This window comes from Neolewinella maritima (genome assembly GCF_923081025.1).
Taxonomy (GTDB): Bacteria; Bacteroidota; Bacteroidia; order Chitinophagales; family Saprospiraceae; genus Neolewinella; species Neolewinella maritima.
On the sequence record NZ_CAKLPZ010000003.1, the window covers coordinates 469,720 to 489,626 of the forward strand.

At 61.7% G+C, this 19,907-nt stretch carries 13 protein-coding genes; 4 read left to right on the forward strand and 9 right to left on the reverse strand.

The genetic code is table 11. From position 1 onward, the window contains the following. Positions 1 to 8: 8 nt before the first annotated feature. The gene (locus MJQ68_RS13685; protein ID WP_238751695.1) at positions 9 to 1,010 is read right to left on the reverse strand and encodes an NADP-dependent oxidoreductase; all 1,002 of its coding nucleotides are present in this window, start codon (positions 1,008 to 1,010) and stop codon (positions 9 to 11) included. Positions 1,011 to 1,022: 12 nt separating this feature from the next. Further along, positions 1,023 to 1,616, reverse strand: coding sequence for a TetR/AcrR family transcriptional regulator (locus MJQ68_RS13690; RefSeq protein ID WP_238751696.1), 594 nt, complete (start codon positions 1,614 to 1,616; stop codon positions 1,023 to 1,025). Positions 1,617 to 1,811: 195 nt separating this feature from the next. On the opposite strand from MJQ68_RS13690, the gene MJQ68_RS13695 reads away from it, so the two are divergent. After that, positions 1,812 to 3,272: an arylsulfatase gene (locus MJQ68_RS13695; RefSeq protein ID WP_238751697.1), complete on the forward strand. Its 1,461-nt coding sequence runs from the start codon at positions 1,812 to 1,814 to the stop codon at positions 3,270 to 3,272. Positions 3,273 to 3,371: 99 nt separating this feature from the next. On the opposite strand, the gene MJQ68_RS13700 is transcribed toward MJQ68_RS13695, so the two are convergent. After that, on the reverse strand, positions 3,372 to 3,854 hold the full coding sequence (locus MJQ68_RS13700; RefSeq protein ID WP_238751698.1) for a nuclear transport factor 2 family protein: 483 nt from the start codon (positions 3,852 to 3,854) through the stop codon (positions 3,372 to 3,374). Between the two features lie 115 nt (positions 3,855 to 3,969). On the opposite strand from MJQ68_RS13700, the gene MJQ68_RS13705 reads away from it, so the two are divergent. From MJQ68_RS13705 to MJQ68_RS13715, 3 genes are all read left to right on the forward strand, one after another. Further along, positions 3,970 to 5,859, forward strand: coding sequence for an AAA domain-containing protein (locus MJQ68_RS13705; RefSeq protein ID WP_238751699.1), 1,890 nt, complete (start codon positions 3,970 to 3,972; stop codon positions 5,857 to 5,859). 221 nt (positions 5,860 to 6,080) lie between these two features. Then, positions 6,081 to 9,011, forward strand: coding sequence for an ATP-binding protein (locus tag MJQ68_RS13710; protein WP_238751700.1), 2,931 nt, complete (start codon positions 6,081 to 6,083; stop codon positions 9,009 to 9,011). 145 nt (positions 9,012 to 9,156) lie between these two features. Next, positions 9,157 to 9,543 (forward strand): LytR/AlgR family response regulator transcription factor, encoded by a 387-nt coding sequence (locus tag MJQ68_RS13715; RefSeq protein ID WP_238751701.1) that lies wholly within the window; start codon positions 9,157 to 9,159, stop codon positions 9,541 to 9,543. A gap of 32 nt (positions 9,544 to 9,575) precedes the next feature. Here the strand turns inward: MJQ68_RS13715 and MJQ68_RS13720 are convergent, their stop codons facing one another. The 6 genes from MJQ68_RS13720 to MJQ68_RS13745 all read right to left on the reverse strand — a co-directional run bounded on the left by MJQ68_RS13720 (position 9,576) and on the right by MJQ68_RS13745 (position 19,786). Beyond that, complete coding sequence (locus tag MJQ68_RS13720) at positions 9,576 to 11,093, reverse strand: RagB/SusD family nutrient uptake outer membrane protein (protein WP_238751702.1); 1,518 nt, start codon at positions 11,091 to 11,093, stop codon at positions 9,576 to 9,578. A 21-nt stretch (positions 11,094 to 11,114) separates the two neighbouring features. Next, complete coding sequence (locus MJQ68_RS13725) at positions 11,115 to 14,120, reverse strand: SusC/RagA family TonB-linked outer membrane protein (RefSeq protein WP_238751703.1); 3,006 nt, start codon at positions 14,118 to 14,120, stop codon at positions 11,115 to 11,117. Positions 14,121 to 14,379: 259 nt separating this feature from the next. Then, positions 14,380 to 15,870 carry a sulfatase family protein gene (locus MJQ68_RS13730; RefSeq protein ID WP_238751704.1) on the reverse strand — a complete coding sequence of 497 codons (1,491 nt, stop codon included), beginning with the start codon at positions 15,868 to 15,870 and terminating at the stop codon, positions 14,380 to 14,382. A gap of 62 nt (positions 15,871 to 15,932) precedes the next feature. Continuing rightward, positions 15,933 to 16,247 carry an L-rhamnose mutarotase gene (gene rhaM, locus MJQ68_RS13735; RefSeq protein WP_238751705.1) on the reverse strand — a complete coding sequence of 105 codons (315 nt, stop codon included), beginning with the start codon at positions 16,245 to 16,247 and terminating at the stop codon, positions 15,933 to 15,935. Beyond that, complete coding sequence (locus tag MJQ68_RS13740; RefSeq protein WP_238751706.1) at positions 16,244 to 18,025, reverse strand: glycoside hydrolase family 71/99 protein; 1,782 nt, start codon at positions 18,023 to 18,025, stop codon at positions 16,244 to 16,246. Before MJQ68_RS13740 ends, rhaM begins: the two co-directional genes overlap by 4 nt. 6 nt (positions 18,026 to 18,031) lie before the next feature. After that, the gene (locus tag MJQ68_RS13745) at positions 18,032 to 19,786 is read right to left on the reverse strand and encodes an alpha-L-rhamnosidase-related protein (RefSeq protein ID WP_238751707.1); all 1,755 of its coding nucleotides are present in this window, start codon (positions 19,784 to 19,786) and stop codon (positions 18,032 to 18,034) included. Positions 19,787 to 19,907 lie beyond the last annotated feature (121 nt).

The window sequence follows — 19,907 nt, forward strand, 5'->3', positions numbered from 1 at the left end:
ATATAATTTTATAGTTTGACGACCATCTTGCCCGTGTTCTTTCCGTCGAACAGGTCCAGAAAAGCCTGGGGTATCGTTTCGAATCCGTCCCGCACCGTTTCGGTATGGGTCAGTTTATCCTGCTGCAGCCACTGCGCCAGCTGCTGGATGGCGGCGGGGTACTTGTCGGCGTAGTCGAAGACGATGAAGCCCTGCATCGAGGAGCTCTTACGCACCAGGAAGGGCTGCACGCTGATCGACTTCGGCAGCTCGGTATTATTATAGACCGATATGGCACCGCAGTTGACCGTCCGCGAAAATTTATTGATATTAAATAGTGCCGCGTCGGATATATCTCCGCCTACATTATCGAAGTATACGTCTACGCCGTCCGGACACCCCTCAGCAATCGCCTTCGACATATTCTTAGTGGTATTGTAGTTAATGCCCGCGTCGAAGCCGAATTCATTTTTTAGCATATCCACTTTGTCGTCCGTACCGGCAATACCCACGACGCGTAGACCAAGGATCTTGCCGATCTGTCCGACTACGCTACCCACCGCACCGGCGGCTCCGGATACGAGCAGGGTTTCGCCCGCTTTAGGTTTGCCGATCTCGGTAAGGCCGAGGTAGGCGGTCAGTCCCGTCATGCCCAGCACGCCTAGGTAGGCGGACAGGGGCGCCTGTGACTTATCTACTTTTAGCAGGTCCTTAGCCTTGACCACCTGCGTCACCTTCCACGGCAGGGTACCGGATACGTAATCGCCCGGCTTGAACTTATCGTGCTTGGACTCCACCACCTCAGCGATCACACCGGAGGCCATGGGCTTACCGATCTCGAAGGGGGGGATGTAGGAGGGCGCGTCGCTCATCCGGCCCCGCAGGTAAGGGTCTACGGAGACGTAGGCGAGTTTGACCAGCAGTTCGCCGTCTTGGGGAGTGGCTACTTCGGCGGTCGACTGATCGAAATCATTCAGTGTGGGGCGGCCCTGCGGGCGCTGCTTGAGGTTTATGGTCTTGGTGGTGGGCATAGTATATGTTGTTTATAGTTTGATACTGTTCCAGGCCATGGTATAGGCATGGTCGATGTGCTCCTGGGTGATGGTGTAGAGTCCGCGCTGCTGCACGTTCATCAGAAAGGCAATGGGGTAGATACTGAAGGCATAGAGCATGAAGGGCGAGACCTGCCGGATGAGCTGCTCGGCCTGTCCGCGCTCCCATAGGTCCAGCAGTGGCCGCAGGTGCTTGAGCCCCTCCTGGCGACTGGGCTCGTCCATCATCGGCGTATTGTCGCACTGGGAGAGGAACATAGCTTCCTCCACCTCCTGCAGCTTAAAGGCCGCGATGTTGTACCAGATCTTACGGAAGCCCTCCGCTACGGGCAGACTAGCGTCGTAATCCTTAAAGGCAAAGGCGCTAAAGGCCGTTTTCACCTCGATGTACACCTGGTTGATGAGGTCCTGCTTATTCTCGAAGTACAGGTAGATCGTACCCGGACTCACCTCAGCCAGCTTCGCGATCTTAGACATGGGCGTAGCGTGAAAGCCGCTGTTGTTTACCAGCTGGATCGTGGCGCGTACGAGGGCTTCCCGTTTGCTGCCCGCCTTTGCTTCCTTTCCTTTTGTGTCGTTACGCATGTATGTAAGTACAACAGAATGAACGTTCATTCAGTTCGTTCGGGAGGGGATGTTTTTTGCGGGGTCGCTGGTGCGGAGTCTTTCTCTTCCGGCCCCTTTGCTGGGAAAAGGAGGGAGGTCTCTACCGGGTTAGACGTAGCTATATATCTAACTACCCTTTATCTTCCGGATACTCCTTACCAAAATACTGTTCCATTGGGTTGCCTCATTAAGCTGTTTAGTCTGCTCGTCGTCAGTTGTGTATGCGTCAGTTGCGGAAACGCCACCGATACTGCACCTTCTTCGGCAGATGGTTTGGATCCTGATCGGGCACCCAACATCATCTTCATCCTGGCAGACGACCTGGGCTACGGTGACCTGAGCTGTTACGGGCAGGCCAGGTTCAGCACTCCCAATATCGACCGGCTGGCCGCCAGCGGGATGCGCTTCACCCAGCACTACGCGGGGGCTACGGTCTGCGCACCTTCCCGCTCGGCCCTGCTGACGGGGCAGCATACCGGGCATACCTTCATTCGGGGCAATCTTGAGGTCAGGCCCGAGGGGCAGTACCCTCTGCCCGATAGTCTGCTCACCCTCGCTGAATCCCTCCAGCAGGCTGGCTACGCGACCGGTGGCTTCGGTAAGTGGGGACTGGGCTACCCCGGCTCGGAGGGCGATCCCACCTACCAGGGCTTCGACCGTTTCTACGGCTACAACTGCCAGCGGCTGGGGCACAACTACTACCCTCGTCACCTGTGGAGCGACCGCGACTCGGTGATCCTTCCGGGCAATGCCGGCACGGGCACGGCGACCTATGCGCCGGACCTCATCCATACCCAGACCCTTGCCTTTCTCGAGGACCACGCCCGCGAGCCCTTCTTTGTCTACGTACCCAGCATCATCCCCCACGCCGAGCTGATCGCGCCGGATTCACTGCTGCAGCGCTTCGTCGGCACGCTCCCCGAAGTACCGCCCTTCGAAGGCACCCGGCCAGACGAACCGACTTACCGCAGCGGCGGATACTCCTCGCAGGAATACCCCCATGCCGCCTTCGTCGCCATGGTCGACCTGCTCGACCGCCAGGTCGGTGAGATCGTAGCGAAGGTGGAAGAACTCGGTATTGCGGATAATACCCTCATCGTATTCACCTCCGACAACGGTCCCCATCTGGAAGGCGGTGCCGACCCCGACTTCTTCGATAGCAACGGTCCGCTGCGGGGCTACAAGCGCGACCTGTACGAGGGGGGCATTCGGGTGCCGCTGATCGTCTCCTGGCCCGGTCACATCGCCGCCGGCAGCGAAACCGAGCTGGTTTCCGCCTTCTGGGACTTCTTTCCCACCTTCTCCGCGCTTGCCGACGCACCCGCGCCCCCGGCTACGGATGGGGTATCTCTGCTGCCCACCCTACTGGGCACGGGTACCCAGCAGCAACACGACTACCTCTACTGGGAGTTCCACGAGCGCAATGGGCGTCAGGCCATCCGCCGTGGTCGCTGGAAGGGCGTCCGCTACGATGTCAACGACCCGGGCAGTGCGGACCGCCTGGAACTCTACGACCTCTCCACCGACATCGGCGAGACCACCGACGTAGCCGGCGAGCACCCGGAGGTAGTGGCCGAGCTGAAGGCTATCCTGCGGGAGGCGCGTACGCCCTCGGAGGTGTTTGCCTTTCGGTAGGAGGGGGCTGGGGAGGACTAGAGTAGCGGTCGAAATACGTAGACGGAACCACTGCGGGGCGCGCCCGCGGGTGCAGGGCATCTACCCAATAGGAAGACCTTATTCTCCATAGATCACCGTACGCATGCCCGCGATCTTCCACTGCCCGTCGATGCGCTCCAGCAGCCGTTCCTCTAGTTTGCGGCCGCGGGCGGGGTCGTCCTGTTCGTAGCTGACCCAGGCCCCGTCGCCGTAGAGCCGCACCTCAATATCGGTCAGGGGCTCCGGTAGCGGGTCGGGCGCGGGGTGCTCGGCGAAGTAGTCTACGACGAACTGCTTCACATCGTCCCAGCCCCGGGTCTCGGTCATGCTGCTATCGACGAAGTTCATGTAGATCTTACTGACGTAGTCTTTCTGTACCCACTTATCCTGCCAGCCCCGGTAGTCGCGGCTAAAGGCGGCGATGGTCTCTTCGTTCAGTGTTTGCAGGATAGCGGCTTTCTCGGAGGCGACGTTAAAGGGAGCCGCTTCGTCATCGGGTGGGGGAGGGCTGCCGCAGGCTAGTACTAGGAGGAGGGGGAGTAGGAGTAGGTTGCGTAGCATGGTTCTGTAAGATAGGCATGGTAATTCTTCGCACCCTTACTCTTTACTCCCCACCGCACCAGCGCCCCCGCCCCAACGCAAAACATTCGCCCCGCCTCCCGCCTTACCCCACCGCATGACCGATACCCAGACTACCCAGCTCACCCACCTGCGCCACCTTATCGACCTGGAGCGGCAGGAGGAGCGGCGGCTGCACCTCGATATCATCCAGGCGATGCCGCTGGTGCAGCGGGTAGCGAAGGGCTACTGCTGGTACCCCCTGCAGGTGACCAAGCAGGGCTACGGGATCGGGGAGCGGCCCTTTGTGGTCGTGACGCGGGAAGGGGAGGAGGCCCACCAGTTTCGGGCCGGCACCTCGGTGAACCTCTTTACGACCCAGGCGGATGCGCGGGCGCCGCAGCGCAGTGGCGTGATCCAGTACGTGAAGAAGGACCGGATGAAGATCATCCTCGGTGGCGATGAGCACCCCGGCTGGCTGCAGCGGGGCGGGGTAGGGGTGGACCTGATGTTCGACGAGCGCACCTACATCGAGATGGATAAGGCCATGCAGCGACTGGAGGGCGCGCGCGGCGACCGTACGGCCGAACTGCGCGACGTAATTATGGGCAGCCGGCCGGCAGAGTCCCGACCCGTAGCCGCTGAAGCCGTAGCCCACCTGACCGCTCTGAACGACAGTCAGCGGGAAGCCGTGCGCGAGATCTTGGGTGCCAGTCACCTGAGTCTGATCCATGGTCCGCCAGGCACGGGTAAGACGACCACACTGGTAGCCGCCGTAGGGGAGCTGGTGAAAACCGAAAATAGCATCCTCTTTTGTGCCCCCAGTAATAGTGCGGCCGACCTGGTCACCCTACGTATGGCCGAGCAGGGCATCCGCGTGGTGCGTACCGGCAACATCAGTAGGGTGGAGGAAGACGTCATGGCTCACACCCTAGAGGTGCAGGTGGCCCGCCATCCCGATACCAAGCAGGTCAAGAAACTGCGCCAGGAGGCCGCCGGATTACGCAAAAAAGCCGGTAAGCTGCGCGGCCGCGACAAGGGCATGACCTACGCCGAGGCCGGTCGCCTCAGCGGCTGGGCCCGCCAGCTGGAGGACCACCTGCTCGGCTATATCCTGGATGCGGCCGACGTGGTGGTCTGCACCCTGGTCGGTGCGGCCAGCTCTATTCTGGGCGACCGCAGCTTCCAGACCTGCATCATCGACGAGGCCGCCCAGGCCCTGGAACCCGCCAGCTGGATCCCCATCATCCGCTCCAACCGTGTGGTGCTGGCCGGTGACCCGTTTCAGCTGCCCCCGACGGTGAAGAGTAAGGCCGCCCAGCGTGAGGGCTTCGGCGTGACGCTGCTGGAAAAGGCGCTGGCGATCCACGGGCGCAATGCGCTGCTCGACGTGCAGTACCGCATGAACGAGCGCATTATGGGCTTCAGCAATGATTACTTCTACGATGGTAAGCTGCGGGCCGGTGCCGGTATCGCCCAGCGCACCCTACCGGGCGTATCGCTGCAGGAGTCGGTCGTCTTTATCGATACGGCGGGTACGGGCTTCGAGGAGAAGCTGCACCCCCAGTTCAAGAGCCGCTACAACGACGGCGAGCTGGACCTGCTCACCGAGCACCTGCTGCTACTCAAGGGCAGCATCCCCCCCGAGGACGAGCTGCCGCGCATCGCCGTGATCAGTCCGTACCGCGAGCAGGTCGTGCGCGCCGAGGACCGCATTGACGAACTGCCCGCGCTGCAGGACCTCGATATCACCATCAATACCGTCGACGGCTTCCAGGGCCGGGAGCGGGCGGTGGTGTACCTGAGCCTGGTGCGCTCCAACACGCGCTCCGAGATCGGCTTTCTGAGCGACTACCGCCGCATGAACGTGGCCCTCACCCGCGCCAAACTGCAGTTGGTGGTCATCGGGGATAGCGCCACGATCGGCAACGACCCCTTCTTCGCCGGCTTTCTGGCCTATGTGGAGCGGCAGGGGACCTACCAGACGGCCTGGGAGTACATGAGCTAGCACAAGGCGGCCCCTTAACGCTTGAAGTGCAGTCCCGGCCCCAGTGGGAAAGCCAGGTCGCTCCTTCGGAAAGTAGGCGGGTGTAACGCCCTGCCCACTAGCTGATATTAAGCCTCGAGATTGATTGTTGGCTGTACCCGGTGCGCCGTCGTTAGTGCGGCGGCGGCCGGGCTGCCTATTTTAGGCTACTTTAGGCGTGTCCTCCGAACTGACCCCCAACCATGAGAATCGGCCAACTTGCCGTGCTGCTCCTGCTATTTGTTGCCCCCCTACCGGGGCAGGGGTTCGGTACCCACCTACTCGATTCGGATGTCCCCACCCCGCTACCCGCTGCTCCGGTCTACGATGCCGCCACGACCATCCTACGGGAGTATCCCCCCCTGGAGGCGCGCCTGCGAGCCATCCCCGCGCCCCGGTATTACGCTACGGTGCGCGGCGTGCGGGACTCTATTGGCTACGTGGCGCGGCGGTGGACTACGCTGGCCCGTGGGGTCGCCGCCGGTACGGTGCCTTCTCCGGATTCCACCTACTGGTTTCGGTTGCAGTTGGCGGGTGGACCCTTCTTTGCCGGTCCGCAACTGATCAACGTAGCCCCGGCGCCGCTGGACGAGCTCTACTCCTTCGCCTACATCGATGCCTTTGAAGCCGACGGGGCCGGCGGCTGGATGCAGCGACGGGCAGGTCGTGACGTCCCCGTGGGCGAGCGCAGCATCCATTCCTGGATCAACCTGCTCCCGGTGACCGGTCGGCCGGGGGATACGAGCGAGGTGTTCGTCCGGTTGGAAGGAGCCAATACCGTGTTTCAGCCGCAGGCGATGCGATTTTGGCACGTCAAACCCCTGCCGCTGCTGGAAGTGCAGGGGCAGCGGGCCTTTCTGGACGGCATCTTTTACGGGCTGGTAGGCCTGCAGTTCATCTTCTTCACGCTGCTATTTCTGGTGGAGCGGGAGAGTATTTACGGCTGGTTCGCGGTGCTGTGCCTGGGTATCTTCCTATTCACGGCCTTCTCGATCATCATCGACGAGTACTATGCGCCCTTTCCGTGGTGGGACCGCTGGCACCTCTTTCTGGCCTCGATCGGCTTCTCGGTGGCGCACACCGGTTTTTTGTGCTTCACGATGACCTACTTCAAGATCCCCTTCTCCACCCGGCCGTGGAACTGGGTGATCCCGCTGCTGCTGACCGTTTCCTGGCTGGATAACCTGTGCACCGGGCTGTTCAAGACGAGCATCAACTGGTTCGATCCCTTCTTTCGGAGTCTGGAAATGCTGGATAACGCGCTGGGGATCCTGGTCTGCCTACTCTCCGCTTGGATGGTGATCAGCTCGCCCGCGCGGCCCGGTGCCTCTAAGCCGCTCTACCTGGTGGCCCTGAGCCCCATCATCTTTATGGCGGCCTACTACCTGGGGCAGGATCTCATCATCGGCCTCGGTGGACAGGAGCTAGTACACGACGAGAATCTGGACAGCCTGGGCTGGTTCAAGGCCTCGGCCCTGACCATGCTGATGCTGCTCTCCCTGGGGATCGGCCAGCGCAATAACCGCCTGAAGCAGGAACGCTTCAACGCCCAGGAAGAGCTGATCGAGAACCTCCGGCAGACCGATCAACTCCAGGAACTGGACCAACTCAAGACCCGCTTTTATACCAACATCACCCACGAGTTCCGTACTCCTCTGACGGTTATCCTGGGCCTGGCCGGTCGCCCGGAGGCCCGCGGAGCCGCCGAGCTGATCCGCCGCAATGGACGCAAACTCCTGGACCTGGTCAATCAGTTGCTGGATCTGTCGCGCCTAACCGCCGGATCCATCACCCCCGCCTACCGGGACCTGGATCTGGTAGCCTATACGCAGTACCTTGGGGAGTCGTACCAGACGCTGGCCACCGACCGGGGCATCACACTCACGATCTACAGCGAGGAGCCAGAACTGACCTTCCGCACCGATCCCGAACGCTACCGGCAGATCGTCAGCAACCTACTCACCAACGCCATCAAATTCACCCCGGCGGGGGGCAAGGTTATTCTGCACCTGTCGCTGCGCGATGAGCGACTGGAACTACGGGTCAGCGATACCGGCACCGGGATCGCGGAGCGGGAGCTCGACCGTATTTTCGATCACTTCTACCAGACCAATCACAGCGGCAGCCGGGAGGGCGAGGGAACGGGGGTTGGACTAGCCCTGGTGCGCGAGGTCGTCACGCTGCTCGGTGGAGAGATCAGTGTGCGGAGTACGCTGGGTAAGGGATCGGTATTCACCGTGCGGCTGCCCCGGTACACGGGTCCCGTAGCGTCTACTGCTGACCGGCCCGATCACTTCGCGCAGTTTGACGATGCGCGGGAGGTGACGCCCGCGCTGCCCATAATAGCGCAACGTGCTAGCAGCAGGGGCACCCGGAAACTACCGCAGTTGCTGCTGATCGAAGACAACCCGGACGTGGTCTCCTACCTCAGTATCCTGCTACAGGACCGCTACCGGCTACTCGTGGCCACGGACGGCGGCGAGGGTACCCGCCTGGCCACCGAAGCCATACCCGATGTGATCATCAGCGACGTCATGATGCCGGTCAAGGATGGCTTTACCGTCGTGGAGGAGCTCAAGAGCGACGAGCGGACCAGCCATATCCCCATCCTTCTGCTCACCGCCCGGGCAGCCCAGGAGGACCGCCTGCAGGGACTACGCTACGGTGTGGATGCCTACCTGCCCAAGCCCTTCGATGAGCGCGAACTGCTGCTGCAACTGGCTAATCTGGTCGCTACCCGCCGCAAGCTGCAGAAACGCTACCGCAACTTCGTCCCCGCCCCCGCACCCGCCGCCGATATGACGCCCGATGAGCGCTTCCTGCACCGCCTGGATGAACTGCTCGAATCCCACTACCGCGAGAGTGCGTACGGGGTCAAGGACTATGCGGCCGGCCTCACGATCAGTCACACGCAGTACTACCGCAAGCTCAAGGCGCTCACCGGCCATACGCCCTCGCGGTACCTGAGCCGCTACCGGCTCCGCAAGGGAAAACTACTGCTGGCAGATCCCGACCTGCACGTCTCCGAGGTCGCCTACCGGGTCGGATTTAAGGACCCCAACTACTTCACCCGCATGTTTTCGGAGTTCTTCGGGCAGTCACCCAATGCGTATAGAATGGGTCTAACGGACTGATATATAGTGTATTAGGTGGTTGTATATGCATTTTGTAATATATATGCTAGCTATATCTGTGGTTCTGCTGCCCTGCGCAACATAGCTGCTATGCTTAGCCGTCGGCAGGGGTCATATTAGTCGGTAGTTACAGTCAACACACACTATGCACTACCACACACACTCGCCTGCCGCCGCGTCTGCCGCCGCCGCCACGCTTCCCCTTACCCGGCCGCTCGACGACCGAATATTCATCAACCAGCGCAACCGAATGATCCGCGTGCTACTACGCGATATTCAGTACATCGAGGCCCAGCGTGCCTACTGCCTGATCGTCACGGAGCACCGCACGTACACCCTATCGATCTCCCTGGGGAAGCTCGCCGAACAGCTGCCACCGCAGCGCCTGATCCGCATCCACCGCTCCTACCTGGTCAACCCCGCCGCGGTGAGCGAGATCAGCGACGGCTGCGTGGTCGTCGGTGATCGCTGCCTGCCGGTCAGCAAGGCCAACCGCTCGCTCATGCGCGCGCAGATTCGGCTGATTTCCTGAGGGGATATGCCGCGGTGATTGCCGCGGTGCTACTAATAGCCCGGGTTCTGAGGGGCGAGGTTCGCGTTGCGATCCAGCTCGTCCTGTGGGATCGGCATGAGGTAGTCGCGGCCACTGTCAAAGTTGGGGTGGGGTTCGAGGCTACTGGGGCCCTTGAAGACCTCGTCGCCCAGATTGCGCCGCTTGATGTCGTACCAGCGCTTGAATTCGAAAGCGAGCTCGAGCCGACGTTCCTCCATGATCAGGTCGATCAGCTCGCTCCCGCTGATGCTCGGTTCTACGTCGGCGGGAAAGTCGGAGCCGAAGCGGGCGCGTTCCCGCACTTCATTAATATAGCCGACTACTTCCCCGGCCGGGGCGCCAACCTCGGCACCGGCTTCGGCGGCGATCAGTAGGATCTCGGCGTAGCGCATGGCGACGTAATTGTTGTCGGAGAATCCGCAGTCGCCCCGGTTGTTGCCGCAGAACTCGAAGAACTTAGCCATGTGAGGGCGTGGCGAGCCGTGGTTGGGTGCAAATTTCTCGAAGCCGGAGTACACCCCATCCACCACGGCCGAATCGATGAAGCTGACTTCCTTGCGGTAGTCGCGGTCGTCCCAGGTCGTATATACCAGCATGGAGGGCACACTCACGCTCCAGCCCCCGTTGGGAGCATCCGCCGTGGATACCTGCCGAATGCCGGTCACGGGTCCCATCCAGTCTACATTCTGTCCGCCGCCGCCCGATTCGTTGCCCAGGAAGTCCACCGCGAAGATGTGCTCTGCCAGTCCGTCGGCGATCCGTGCTTTGAAGAGGTCGGCAAAGTCGTCCATGAGCCGGTAGCCGAAGGCATCGCGGTTAGCGATTACGAAGGTGGCCTCGTCGTAGGCAGCCTGCCACTGTCCGAGCGTCATGTGTACCGAGGCCAGGTAGGCGGCTGCGGTGCCCCGGGTGGGCCGGGTCCGGATGCCCCCCGGCTGGCTGTCGGGCAGGCTTGCCTTGGCGGCCTCCAGGTCCGCGATGATGTTAGCGTAGACCTCCGCAGCGGGTGTTTTCTCGATGCTTCCAATGGCCACGGGGTCGGTGATAAAGAAGTCGATGTACGGAATATCCCCGAACAGGCGCACGAGGTGATAGTAGGCGTAGGCACGCAGGAAGCGGGCCTCTCCGACCGAGGCCTGTACGGCCGGACTGTCTTCGACCTGCGTGGCACCATCGATGACGGCGTTCGCCGAGCCGATCATCCGGTACAGTCCCGGCCAGAAGGCGGAGGTCATCCCGTTGTCGGCACCCATTTCAAAGTCGTTGACGTTCTGCCGGCGGCCGGGGGTATTGCGATCACCGATGTCACACATATCGCTGCGCAGTTGCAGGGACAGGGTCAATTTGCGACCGTAAACGGATTCGGAGGCTAGCCAGGCGTAGATGCCGAGTGTGGCTGTTTCTACATCAGCGGGGGTACGGAAGAAGCTCTCCGGGGCCAGCAGGCCGACGGGATCCTCTTCGAGGTCGGAGCAACTGTTCACTCCCCCGAGCAAACAAAGCACCAGAAGGTAGTACGAGAATTTCATGGTATATGTGTTTGGAAGTGATTAGAAGCCGACGTTGACGCCGACGGTGAATCCCTTAACGTTGGGGTAGCTTGCGTAGTCCAGTCCTACGTTTTGGTTGCCCGAGGAGCCGCCACCGCTGCGGTAGCCGACCTCCGGGTCGTAGCCTTCATAGTCGGTAAAGGTGAGCAGGTTCTGCGCGCTGAGGTAGACCCGGAGGCGCGATAGCCCAAAGCGGTCGAGCACAACTGCCGGCAGGCTATAGCCCAGGGCCACGTTTTTCAAGCGGACGTAGCTGCCGTCGTATACGAAGCGGCTGGAAGAACGCCGGCTGCGCCCGCCCTGTGCGGCCGGTACGTTGGTGTTCGTGTTACTAGGTGTCCAGCGGTCCAGGGCGGCTGTGGTCGCATTGTTGAGCCCCGCCAGCAGGTCCAGTTCCAGCAGCGTGTAGCTGTAGATGTCATTACCCTGACTGCCCTGTAGGAACAGGTTGAGGTCGAAGTTGCGGTACGCGAATTCGTTGGTGATACCGAAGATAAAATCCGGGTGCGGGTTACCGATTATGATGCGGTCGTCCGAGTTTAGCATACCGTCGCCACTGATGTCCGCATACCGCTCCCCCCCGGGCTCCGTGTCGAAGCTGCCCCCGGGAATGATGTCGTCACCCTGCTGGTATACGCCGTCGTACTGAAAGCCGAAGAATACGCCGACGGGTTCTCCCACCCGTAGGACCTGTGTATTGCCCAGGCCTACGATGTGTCCGGGGCCCGAGTTGTAGAAGATATCGTTGCCCTCGGGTAGTTCCAGTATTTCGTTCTTATTGGTCGATATATTGAGGTTGGTGTTCCAGCGGAAGGCACCCACCAGGTTGCGGGTATCGATGGATAGCTCCACCCCCTTATTTCCTACCCGACCGATATTGGACAGTAGCGTGCTGTAGCCACTGTACTCCGGCAGGGGCAGGGCGAACAAGAGATCGTATGTTTCCATGGAGTAGTAGTCCGCCGTCAGGTTGATGCGCCCTTCCAGGATGCCGATATCTACGCCGATGTCTAACTGGGAGGTGGTCTCCCAGGTCAGGTCGTTGTTGGCCACCGCGGTAGGTGCCACGGCATTGACGATGGTGCCGTTCTGTACCGTAAACACGTCGTCGAAGCGGGCCAGCGTGCTGTAGGGGCCGATGGCGCGGTTGCCGGTCAGGCCGTAGCTCACCCGCCACTTGAAGTTGCTGAACAGGCCGCTGTCCTCCATGAAGGGTTCGCGCGCCATGTTCCAGGCCACGGCTCCCGAAGGGAAGATCGCCCACTTGTTGCCTTCACTGAAGACCGAGGTGCCGTCGTAGCGTCCCGTAAGGGTGAACAGGTACCGGTCGTTGAGGGAGTAGTTGATCCGACCGATGTAGGAGGATATATCCGACTCCGAGCGCCCCGAGTTGGGTATGGTGGGCTCCGAACCTCCGCCTAGGTTAAAGAAGTATCCTGCGTCGGTTACGAAGTTGCGGTTGCCCACTACAAAGAACTCGCTGGTCTCCCGCTGATAGGAGTAGCCGGCCAGCAGCGTCAGGTTAGACGCGCTGAAGTCGCGGGTGTAGGTCAGGTAGGTTTCCGTCAGCAGTGACATATTGCGGCTATTGCGTACCCTACCCGAGCCGTTGATCCCGGCATCCGGATTAAGGGTGCGGGGCGAGAAAAACCCGTTCCGTCCGTTGTTGGTCGAGGCGTTGAAGGTCGACCGCAGGTCCAGGCCGGGCAGCAACTGGTAGTTGCCGTAGATGCTGCCGCGGAACTGATCGACGTTATCCTGATCCCGTGGTTCGTTGGTCAGCGCCACTGCGTTGTTGAAGCGGTCGCTGATGCGGGCCAGGGTATAGCGTCCTTGTGCGTCGCGTATCCCCACATCGGGCTCGAAACGGTAGGCAACGCCGATTACGCTGCCGGTTTCCTGGGTCGCTACACTATTGGTATTCTCCCGCTTTGCCAGCAGGTTGAGTCCGACGTTCAGTCGCTCGGATGCGGTAATATCGATGTTGCTCGTTACCGAGAACCGCTCGTAGTCCGAGTTGACGATCACCCCCTCCTGCTGGAAGTACGTACCGGAAAGGTAGTAGCGTACGTTGTCCGAGCCGCCCGAGATACCCAACTGGTAGTTCTGTACGGCGCCCCGGCGGAAGATGAGGTCCTGCCAGTCGGTATCCGAATCTCCCTGCTCAAAATCGGGGTTGATCTCTGACTGGTAGGCGGCGAACTGGTCGGCATTGAGTAGCTCGAGGCGGTTGATCTCATTTTGCAGGGTATAGCTGCTGTTTAACTCGATGCGCGTCTGCCCGGCCTGCCCCCGCTTGGTGGTCACCATGATCACGCCGTTGGCGCCCCGCGAACCGTAGATGGCCGTAGCCGAGGCATCCTTGAGCACTTCGATCGAGGCGATATCTTCGGGCGGCGGCAGGCTGGCGCCTACAAACCCGTCCACTACGAAGATCGGATCGCTGCTGGCGTTGATCGAGGTGCCGCCCCGTACCCGCACCCGGAATCCGGCACCCGGTGCGCCGTTATTGGCCGTAATCTGTACGCCGGCCGCCCGTCCCTGTAGCGCCTGCTCCGCACTGGCCGTCGGGTAGGCCGTAATTTCTTCCGATTTGACGGAGGATACCGCGCCGGTCAGATCGCTCTTTTTCACCGTACCGTAGCCCACCACGACGACTTCGTCCAGCGTAGCGGCGTCAGCTTCCAGCACTACATCGATACTGCTGCGGCCGCTGACCGCTACCTCCTGAGTGGCAAAGCCCGTGTAGGAGAATAGTAGGGTATCCGTGGCGTCTACACTGAGTGCGTAGAGCCCGTCCAGGTCAGTAACCGTTCCGGCCGTCGTACTCTTTACCCGTACCGTGACCCCGATCAGCGGCTCGCCGCCGGTATCGGTCACGCGGCCGCTTACGTCCAGCACGGCCGGGCCAATGGCCACTGCGGTAAGGGAGGAAGCCAGCAGTAAAACGCAGGTCAACAGGGGAGTGGCCCATAGCCTGCGAACAGTTGAATACGTATTATACATGATCGTGAGCTTAGGAGAGGCAACGCACGCTGAAATCGGTTGCGCAAGGTGCCAATAGGTGAACTGTGTCTTAAAGACACGAAACAATAATCAGACTACCAAACCTCCAGCCAAATATTTCAGGGTGCTAACGATCAATTTTATTATAAACTATAGATAGTGCATAGTACGGTATCAGTTTATACGCACCCGCGGCCCCGCCCACGGTACCGTTGCATATCTGTCCGACCGGGCACCGCAGAAATAGAATCGTGCCACCCTACATAGCGGACAATTTGGCCAATATCTTTTGCCGGAATTCCGCCTCCAGCTCGGCGACCTCCGCATCGCCGTACCGATCGTGCCACTCGGCGGGGTCGGCGACCAGGTCATAGAACTCGCCGGTCAGCAGGTGTTCGGGCCGGTAGTCGGCGGCCCGGGCCTGCCGCTCGAAGACCAGGATCAGCTTGGCCTGCGGCGTGCGCCACATGAAGGCCGCCTCCCCCTCCCGCTCGTGCAGGGCGGCAAAGCCACCCTCCCGTGCCGGATCGGCCAGCAGGTCGACGCCCGGCAGTGCGTCCGGCACGGGGATACCGGCGGCGTCGAGTACGGTGGGTAGGATATCCACCAGGTCTACCGGTCGGTGATCGACCGTGCCCGGCTCGTAGTCCGGCGGCAGGGCACTGCCGCTCACGATCAGCGGCACGCGGATGCTGGCCTCGTAGAGGCTGTACTTGTTGAAGCGGTAGTAGTGCTCGCCCAGCGACTCGCCGTGGTCGGAGGTGTACACGACCAGGGCATTGTCCAGCAATCCCTTGCGGCGTAGCTCGGCCAGGATGCGACCCATCATCTCGTCGATCCAGCTCACGTTGGCGTAGTAGCGCATGGTCATCAGCTTCCACTGCTCCGGACTGGCCGACTTCCAGTAGGGCTCGTACAGTTCGCGGCGGTTGACGCCGGCGGCGTGGGGGGCATAGTCCTCGGTCCAGGGCGGCTGCTCGGCGTAGGTGATATCAGCCGTATCGTAGCGCGCCTCGTAGCCGGCCGGCGGATTGTGGCCCGCGTGGGGCTTCATGTACGACAGGTACAGGAACAGCGGCCGCTCATCGTCCCGTCCGCGGATGTAGTCGATGGCCCGTTCGTTGACCCAGCCGTCGCGGTGGTCGCTCTCGGGCAGCGCGCTGGTGAAGCCCAGGTAGCCCACGTTATTCTCCTCCCCCGGACCCATCTCTGCAATCTCCGCATCATAGCGCGCCTTGGCCTCGGGGGCTACATCGGCCATCAGCACGCCGCCCTCCTCGGGGATCTCGGAGGTGTAACGGGTCTCGAAGCCGCGGGTATCCGTACGGTGCCTGCCCCAGTGCGTTTTACCGAAGCCGGCCGTCTCGTAGCCTGCCTCCCGGAAGTACTGGGCCATGGTCTTACCGGGTAGCGCGTCGTCCGGCACCCCGCCGCTATTGCGGAACACGCCGGTCTGCGAGGGGTACATTCCGAACATGATCGAGTTGCGGCTCGGCACGCACATCGGTGCCTGGCAGACGGCCTGCTCGTACAGTACGCCGTGGTCCATCAGACTATCCAGGGTCGGCGTCAGTACCTGCGGATTAAGGTTCCCGATCGCGTCGTAGCGGTGCTGGTCGTCCATGATGAAGATGATATTCGGACGTTGGCGTCCTTCATCCCCTCCTTCCTTCACCACCTCACCATCGGGGGCGGGGCCGCAGGTGCAGAGGAACAGAAGGAGGGCGGTATAGGTGGTTGATTTAAACACGGATGGGCATGGATTGAGGTGGGTTCTATTGGGTATGCTGCTGTACGTTATGGTCTCACTAGTTAGGCCAGGTGAAATACTTCCCGTAGCTCTACGCTGACGGGGCTTGCATCCGCATTGGTTTCCATCAGCTCGCGCATGTACTGCCACCAGCGCTGGCATACGTCGGTACCGGCAATGGCCGCCCACTGCTCGTCGGAGGCCACCTCCGCGTAGCCTAATAGGGCATGCGTCTCCGCGTCGTGGAAGATGGAGTAGTTGCTCACGCCGTGTGCTTTGAGCACTTCCTGCAGCTCGGGCCAGATGGGCTGGTGCCGGCGGGTATACTCCGCTAGCTGCTCCGGGAATACCCGCATTTTGAAGGCTTTACGGATCATCGGGGGGTGGGGTAATAGACGTACTTAAAGCGGGCATTCGGGGCCGTGTCGCCGTAGCTGTAGAGTCGCATGGCGTCGCCATCCAAGCCTACCTTATCGGTCCACTTGAACTGCAGTGTCTCGCCTAGACTAAGCTGCGTGCGGGGAAGACGCAGCTCCAGCTCCCCGTACGGCGACAGGCGGACCGGTACCTCGCCGACGGTCTCCCAGGTCCAGTCACTGTCGCCGCTGCGGCTGCGTTGGAGGAGCATGACACCGGCGGCCGCGCCCGCAAGGAGGCGGTAGTCGTAGCCCAGTGCGTGGGTGGTGGAGGGGTCGGTGTCGAGCAGCAGCTGCAGGTCGTCGGGCAGGGTGGTCAGCGGGGCGGCGGGTGTGAAGCGGAGGTATACGTAGAGGTTCTCCCGGTCCTCAGCCACGCGGGTTTCGAGCAGGTCGTGGCGGCCGCTGCGGTTGGTGTACGGACCGGCACTGCCCCAGCCGGGGTGGTTGCGCGGAGCGATGTCGCCGGCGTGGTCGTAGTACACGGAGCGAACCGCATCCCAATCGGCAAACTCGCCGTCCAGCACGATGGTATGGTGGGTAGTATCACGGACGGGGGCGGCCGTACCCTTGTAGCGCCGGATGCCGTCCACCATCTGGTAGTAGTAGTTGTCGCCGAAGGCACCGCGCACGGGCTCGATGTCGCGGCTGAACTCCGCATTGTACTGGTCGACGAAGTAGGTCTCCCCCTTCGCTACGGGCTGGCCCATGATCATCCTGGCCTTGCCGTCGGTGAAGCGCATGGCCACCCACTCGTTCCAGCCGGTGATAAAGACGAACTCGGGGTCTACCTCCAGCGCCCGCCGCCACTGCTCGGCGAAGAACAGTCCGGCACCGGAATCAATGCTGTCGGGCGCGGGCTGGCGGCCGTCGTGAAAGCTGCGCCCGATGTTAGACACCGGGTGCTGGGCCGAGGCCACCGCGATCTGTTCGGGCACGTCGGGACTGTCGTGCCAGCCATAGTTTTGGGGGTAGTGATCGATCCAGGGCCACTTGTCCTGGCCGTCGCCGAACCACTCCTGCCCCTCGGTCCAGGCCCAGCTGCGGCGGAAGGTGAAAAAGTCCTGGATCTCTGCCGACAGCCCCTCCGGATTGCCCATCAGCAGTGGCTTACCCTTCCACTCGAACCAGAGATCGGGGTAGTACTGCTTGGCGTAGAACTCCTGGTACAGCCGCGCAGTGGTCTCGACGTGCCGGCTGTTGGTCAGAAAGGCGAGCTGGGGCACGTCCCAGCCGATGGCCTGCAGCCGCGCGAACACCGTGCAGATGCGGCGGGCCTGGGGCAGGTAGAGCACGGCATTGGTCACGTCGAGTACGATCACGTCCACGCCGGCGTCACCGAGCAACTGGGCGTGCTTGGCGATGACCCAGTCGTCATCCGACAGGTAGTAGCCGAACACCGATTCGCCCCAGTGGTGGAAGGCCAGGTCGGGTCCGTACTGCGGGTCGTCTAGATTTTCCCATAGGATCGTACTGATGTCGTAGGGGCTTCGGTAGTCCGCCGTATCGGACAGCGGCATCACCCCCTCGTCGGGCAGCGGCGACGTGTGGGCATCGTAGCCATGGGCACCCAGCCAGGTGAAGTAGAAAATACCTACCGTGCGGTCGGGCCGTAGCGGACCGGTCAGTTCGTGCAGCGGCAGCTCGCGCCCCAGCGCATCGGTGGCCGCCCAGGTGGTGGGCGACTGGCCGTGCAGGACGCCTGCCGAAAGAACAATGTATACAAGCAGGTAGCGCATAGTCGGCTAGCGGTTTACGGTTAGCCCGTTCGGAGCATCTACCTCAGTCGCTACCGTACCGTCGGCCTGCCGTACGTGACTGACGGAGACGAGGCCGTGCTTGGTCGGAAAGGTGCCCCGGGCGTACGCCAGATCGCCCAGGTGGGGGTCGATGGTGACCGCATCACCGCCGTCGTGCAGCGTGATGCCGAGTACGTACTGGCTTAGCCAGGCGGTAGGACCGCTCGCCCAACCGTGGGCAAAACTGTGGCGGTAACCCACGTAGCAGAACTCCCCGAAGTCGCCGTGAATGTCGTCACTGCCGGCGCTCACCAGCTCGGTGATCGGCGTGGCGTTGCGGCTGTCGTTGATGTCGAAGTCCTCCCAGAAGCTGGTGGCCCCCAGGTCGAGCATGCCGCCCCAGTAGTTGCGGATCACGTCGAGCGCTCCGGCGTGGTCGTCGGCCCTGGCCATGGCTTCGAGAATGTAGTAGCCGTAGAAGGTGGACATATTCTGTACCCCGTCTTGCTTTAGAATGTCGGTGTTGATCTGCTCGGCGTCGGCCAGATCAGCCAGCACCATCATGGCGGCGGCCTGCTTGGTTTCGTTGTCCTGGGGTACGTGGGTGCGCAGGTGTTCGGCGGTGGCGGCGTACTTGGTCACCAGTTCCGGCCGGTCGAGCTCGGCCATCAGCTCACTGCCGGCCTCGAAGGTGAGCACCATCATGGCCTGCAGGCCGGCGTGTACCGCTTCGGGGATCGGACTGGTGGGCCAGTCCAGAAAGCGGCCGCCATCCAGGGTTTCCTTACCGTCTGCATCGATGAAGGTCTCCAGCTGGTCGAGCAGATCGACCATGTAGGTCTCTTGCTCCTTCAAGTAGTCTAGGTCGCCGTAGTGGTTGTACCAGGTCTGGTGGATCAGGATCCACCACATCGAATAGCTGCTGATGGTGTTCATCCACTGCGGCAGGGGGTGCTGGTCACGCGCCAGGTCGAGGCTGCGCGGCACTACCTCGTTTTGTCCGAACACCGTGCTCACGGTCATCACCTCGGGGTGCAGGTCGCCGACCCAGACCAGACGGTCGCGCTTGATGCCGTCCCACAGATAGTCCTGCATATTGAGGTGCACGGTATAGGCGCCCGTCATCCAGATCTCGTCGAGCCGCTCATCGCTGCTCTCGAAGCTGCCCAGGTAGTCGAGATCGCGGTACACGAAGGCGGCCTGCACGGCGTAGAGCGGCATATCCACTCCTTCGTCCACCAGATCCAGGCGCACGAAGCGGTAGCCGGTCTCACCCACTTCGATGCTACCCAGCCAGGGCACTTCGATGACGAAGTCGCGCAGGCTGTGCTCATTGGTCGCGTTCTTCTCCCCGCCGACGGATGACATCGCCTCCATCGCCGATTCCCCAAAGCGCACCCGCACCTTCACCGGCGCCTTGTCCGGCTTGATGCCCATGCTGAGCTTGAGTCCGCCGTGGATCTCCTTACCGAAATCCAGCAGCACGCCCGCCCGGTGGGTGGAGTCGCTCTTCAGCCGCAGCAACTTGGGATCGTTGACGGCCACCTGTCCGTTGCTGGGTACGAGCAGCAGCTCCGGATTCTGCACGTAGGTGCCCGTGGTATCCGACAGCCACACGATCCGGGTGGGCGTCAGGTAGGTCTTCACCATCGGCGAGCGGTGGGCGGTAGCTGCCGCCGTACTATCGAATACGGGCGGCAGTTGGGCCAGGGCGGGGCCGCAGGTGCAAAGGATACCCAGGATGGCGAGAAAACGGAACATGTGATCGACTTTAGACGAGTAATGTAGCCAGGCCAAGCGGTAGAAGTATCCTGTACTGTACGGGTGTAGCCCTACATATTCTCCGGAATGCCGCCCGTCGGAAACCCCAGCTACCCGTTGG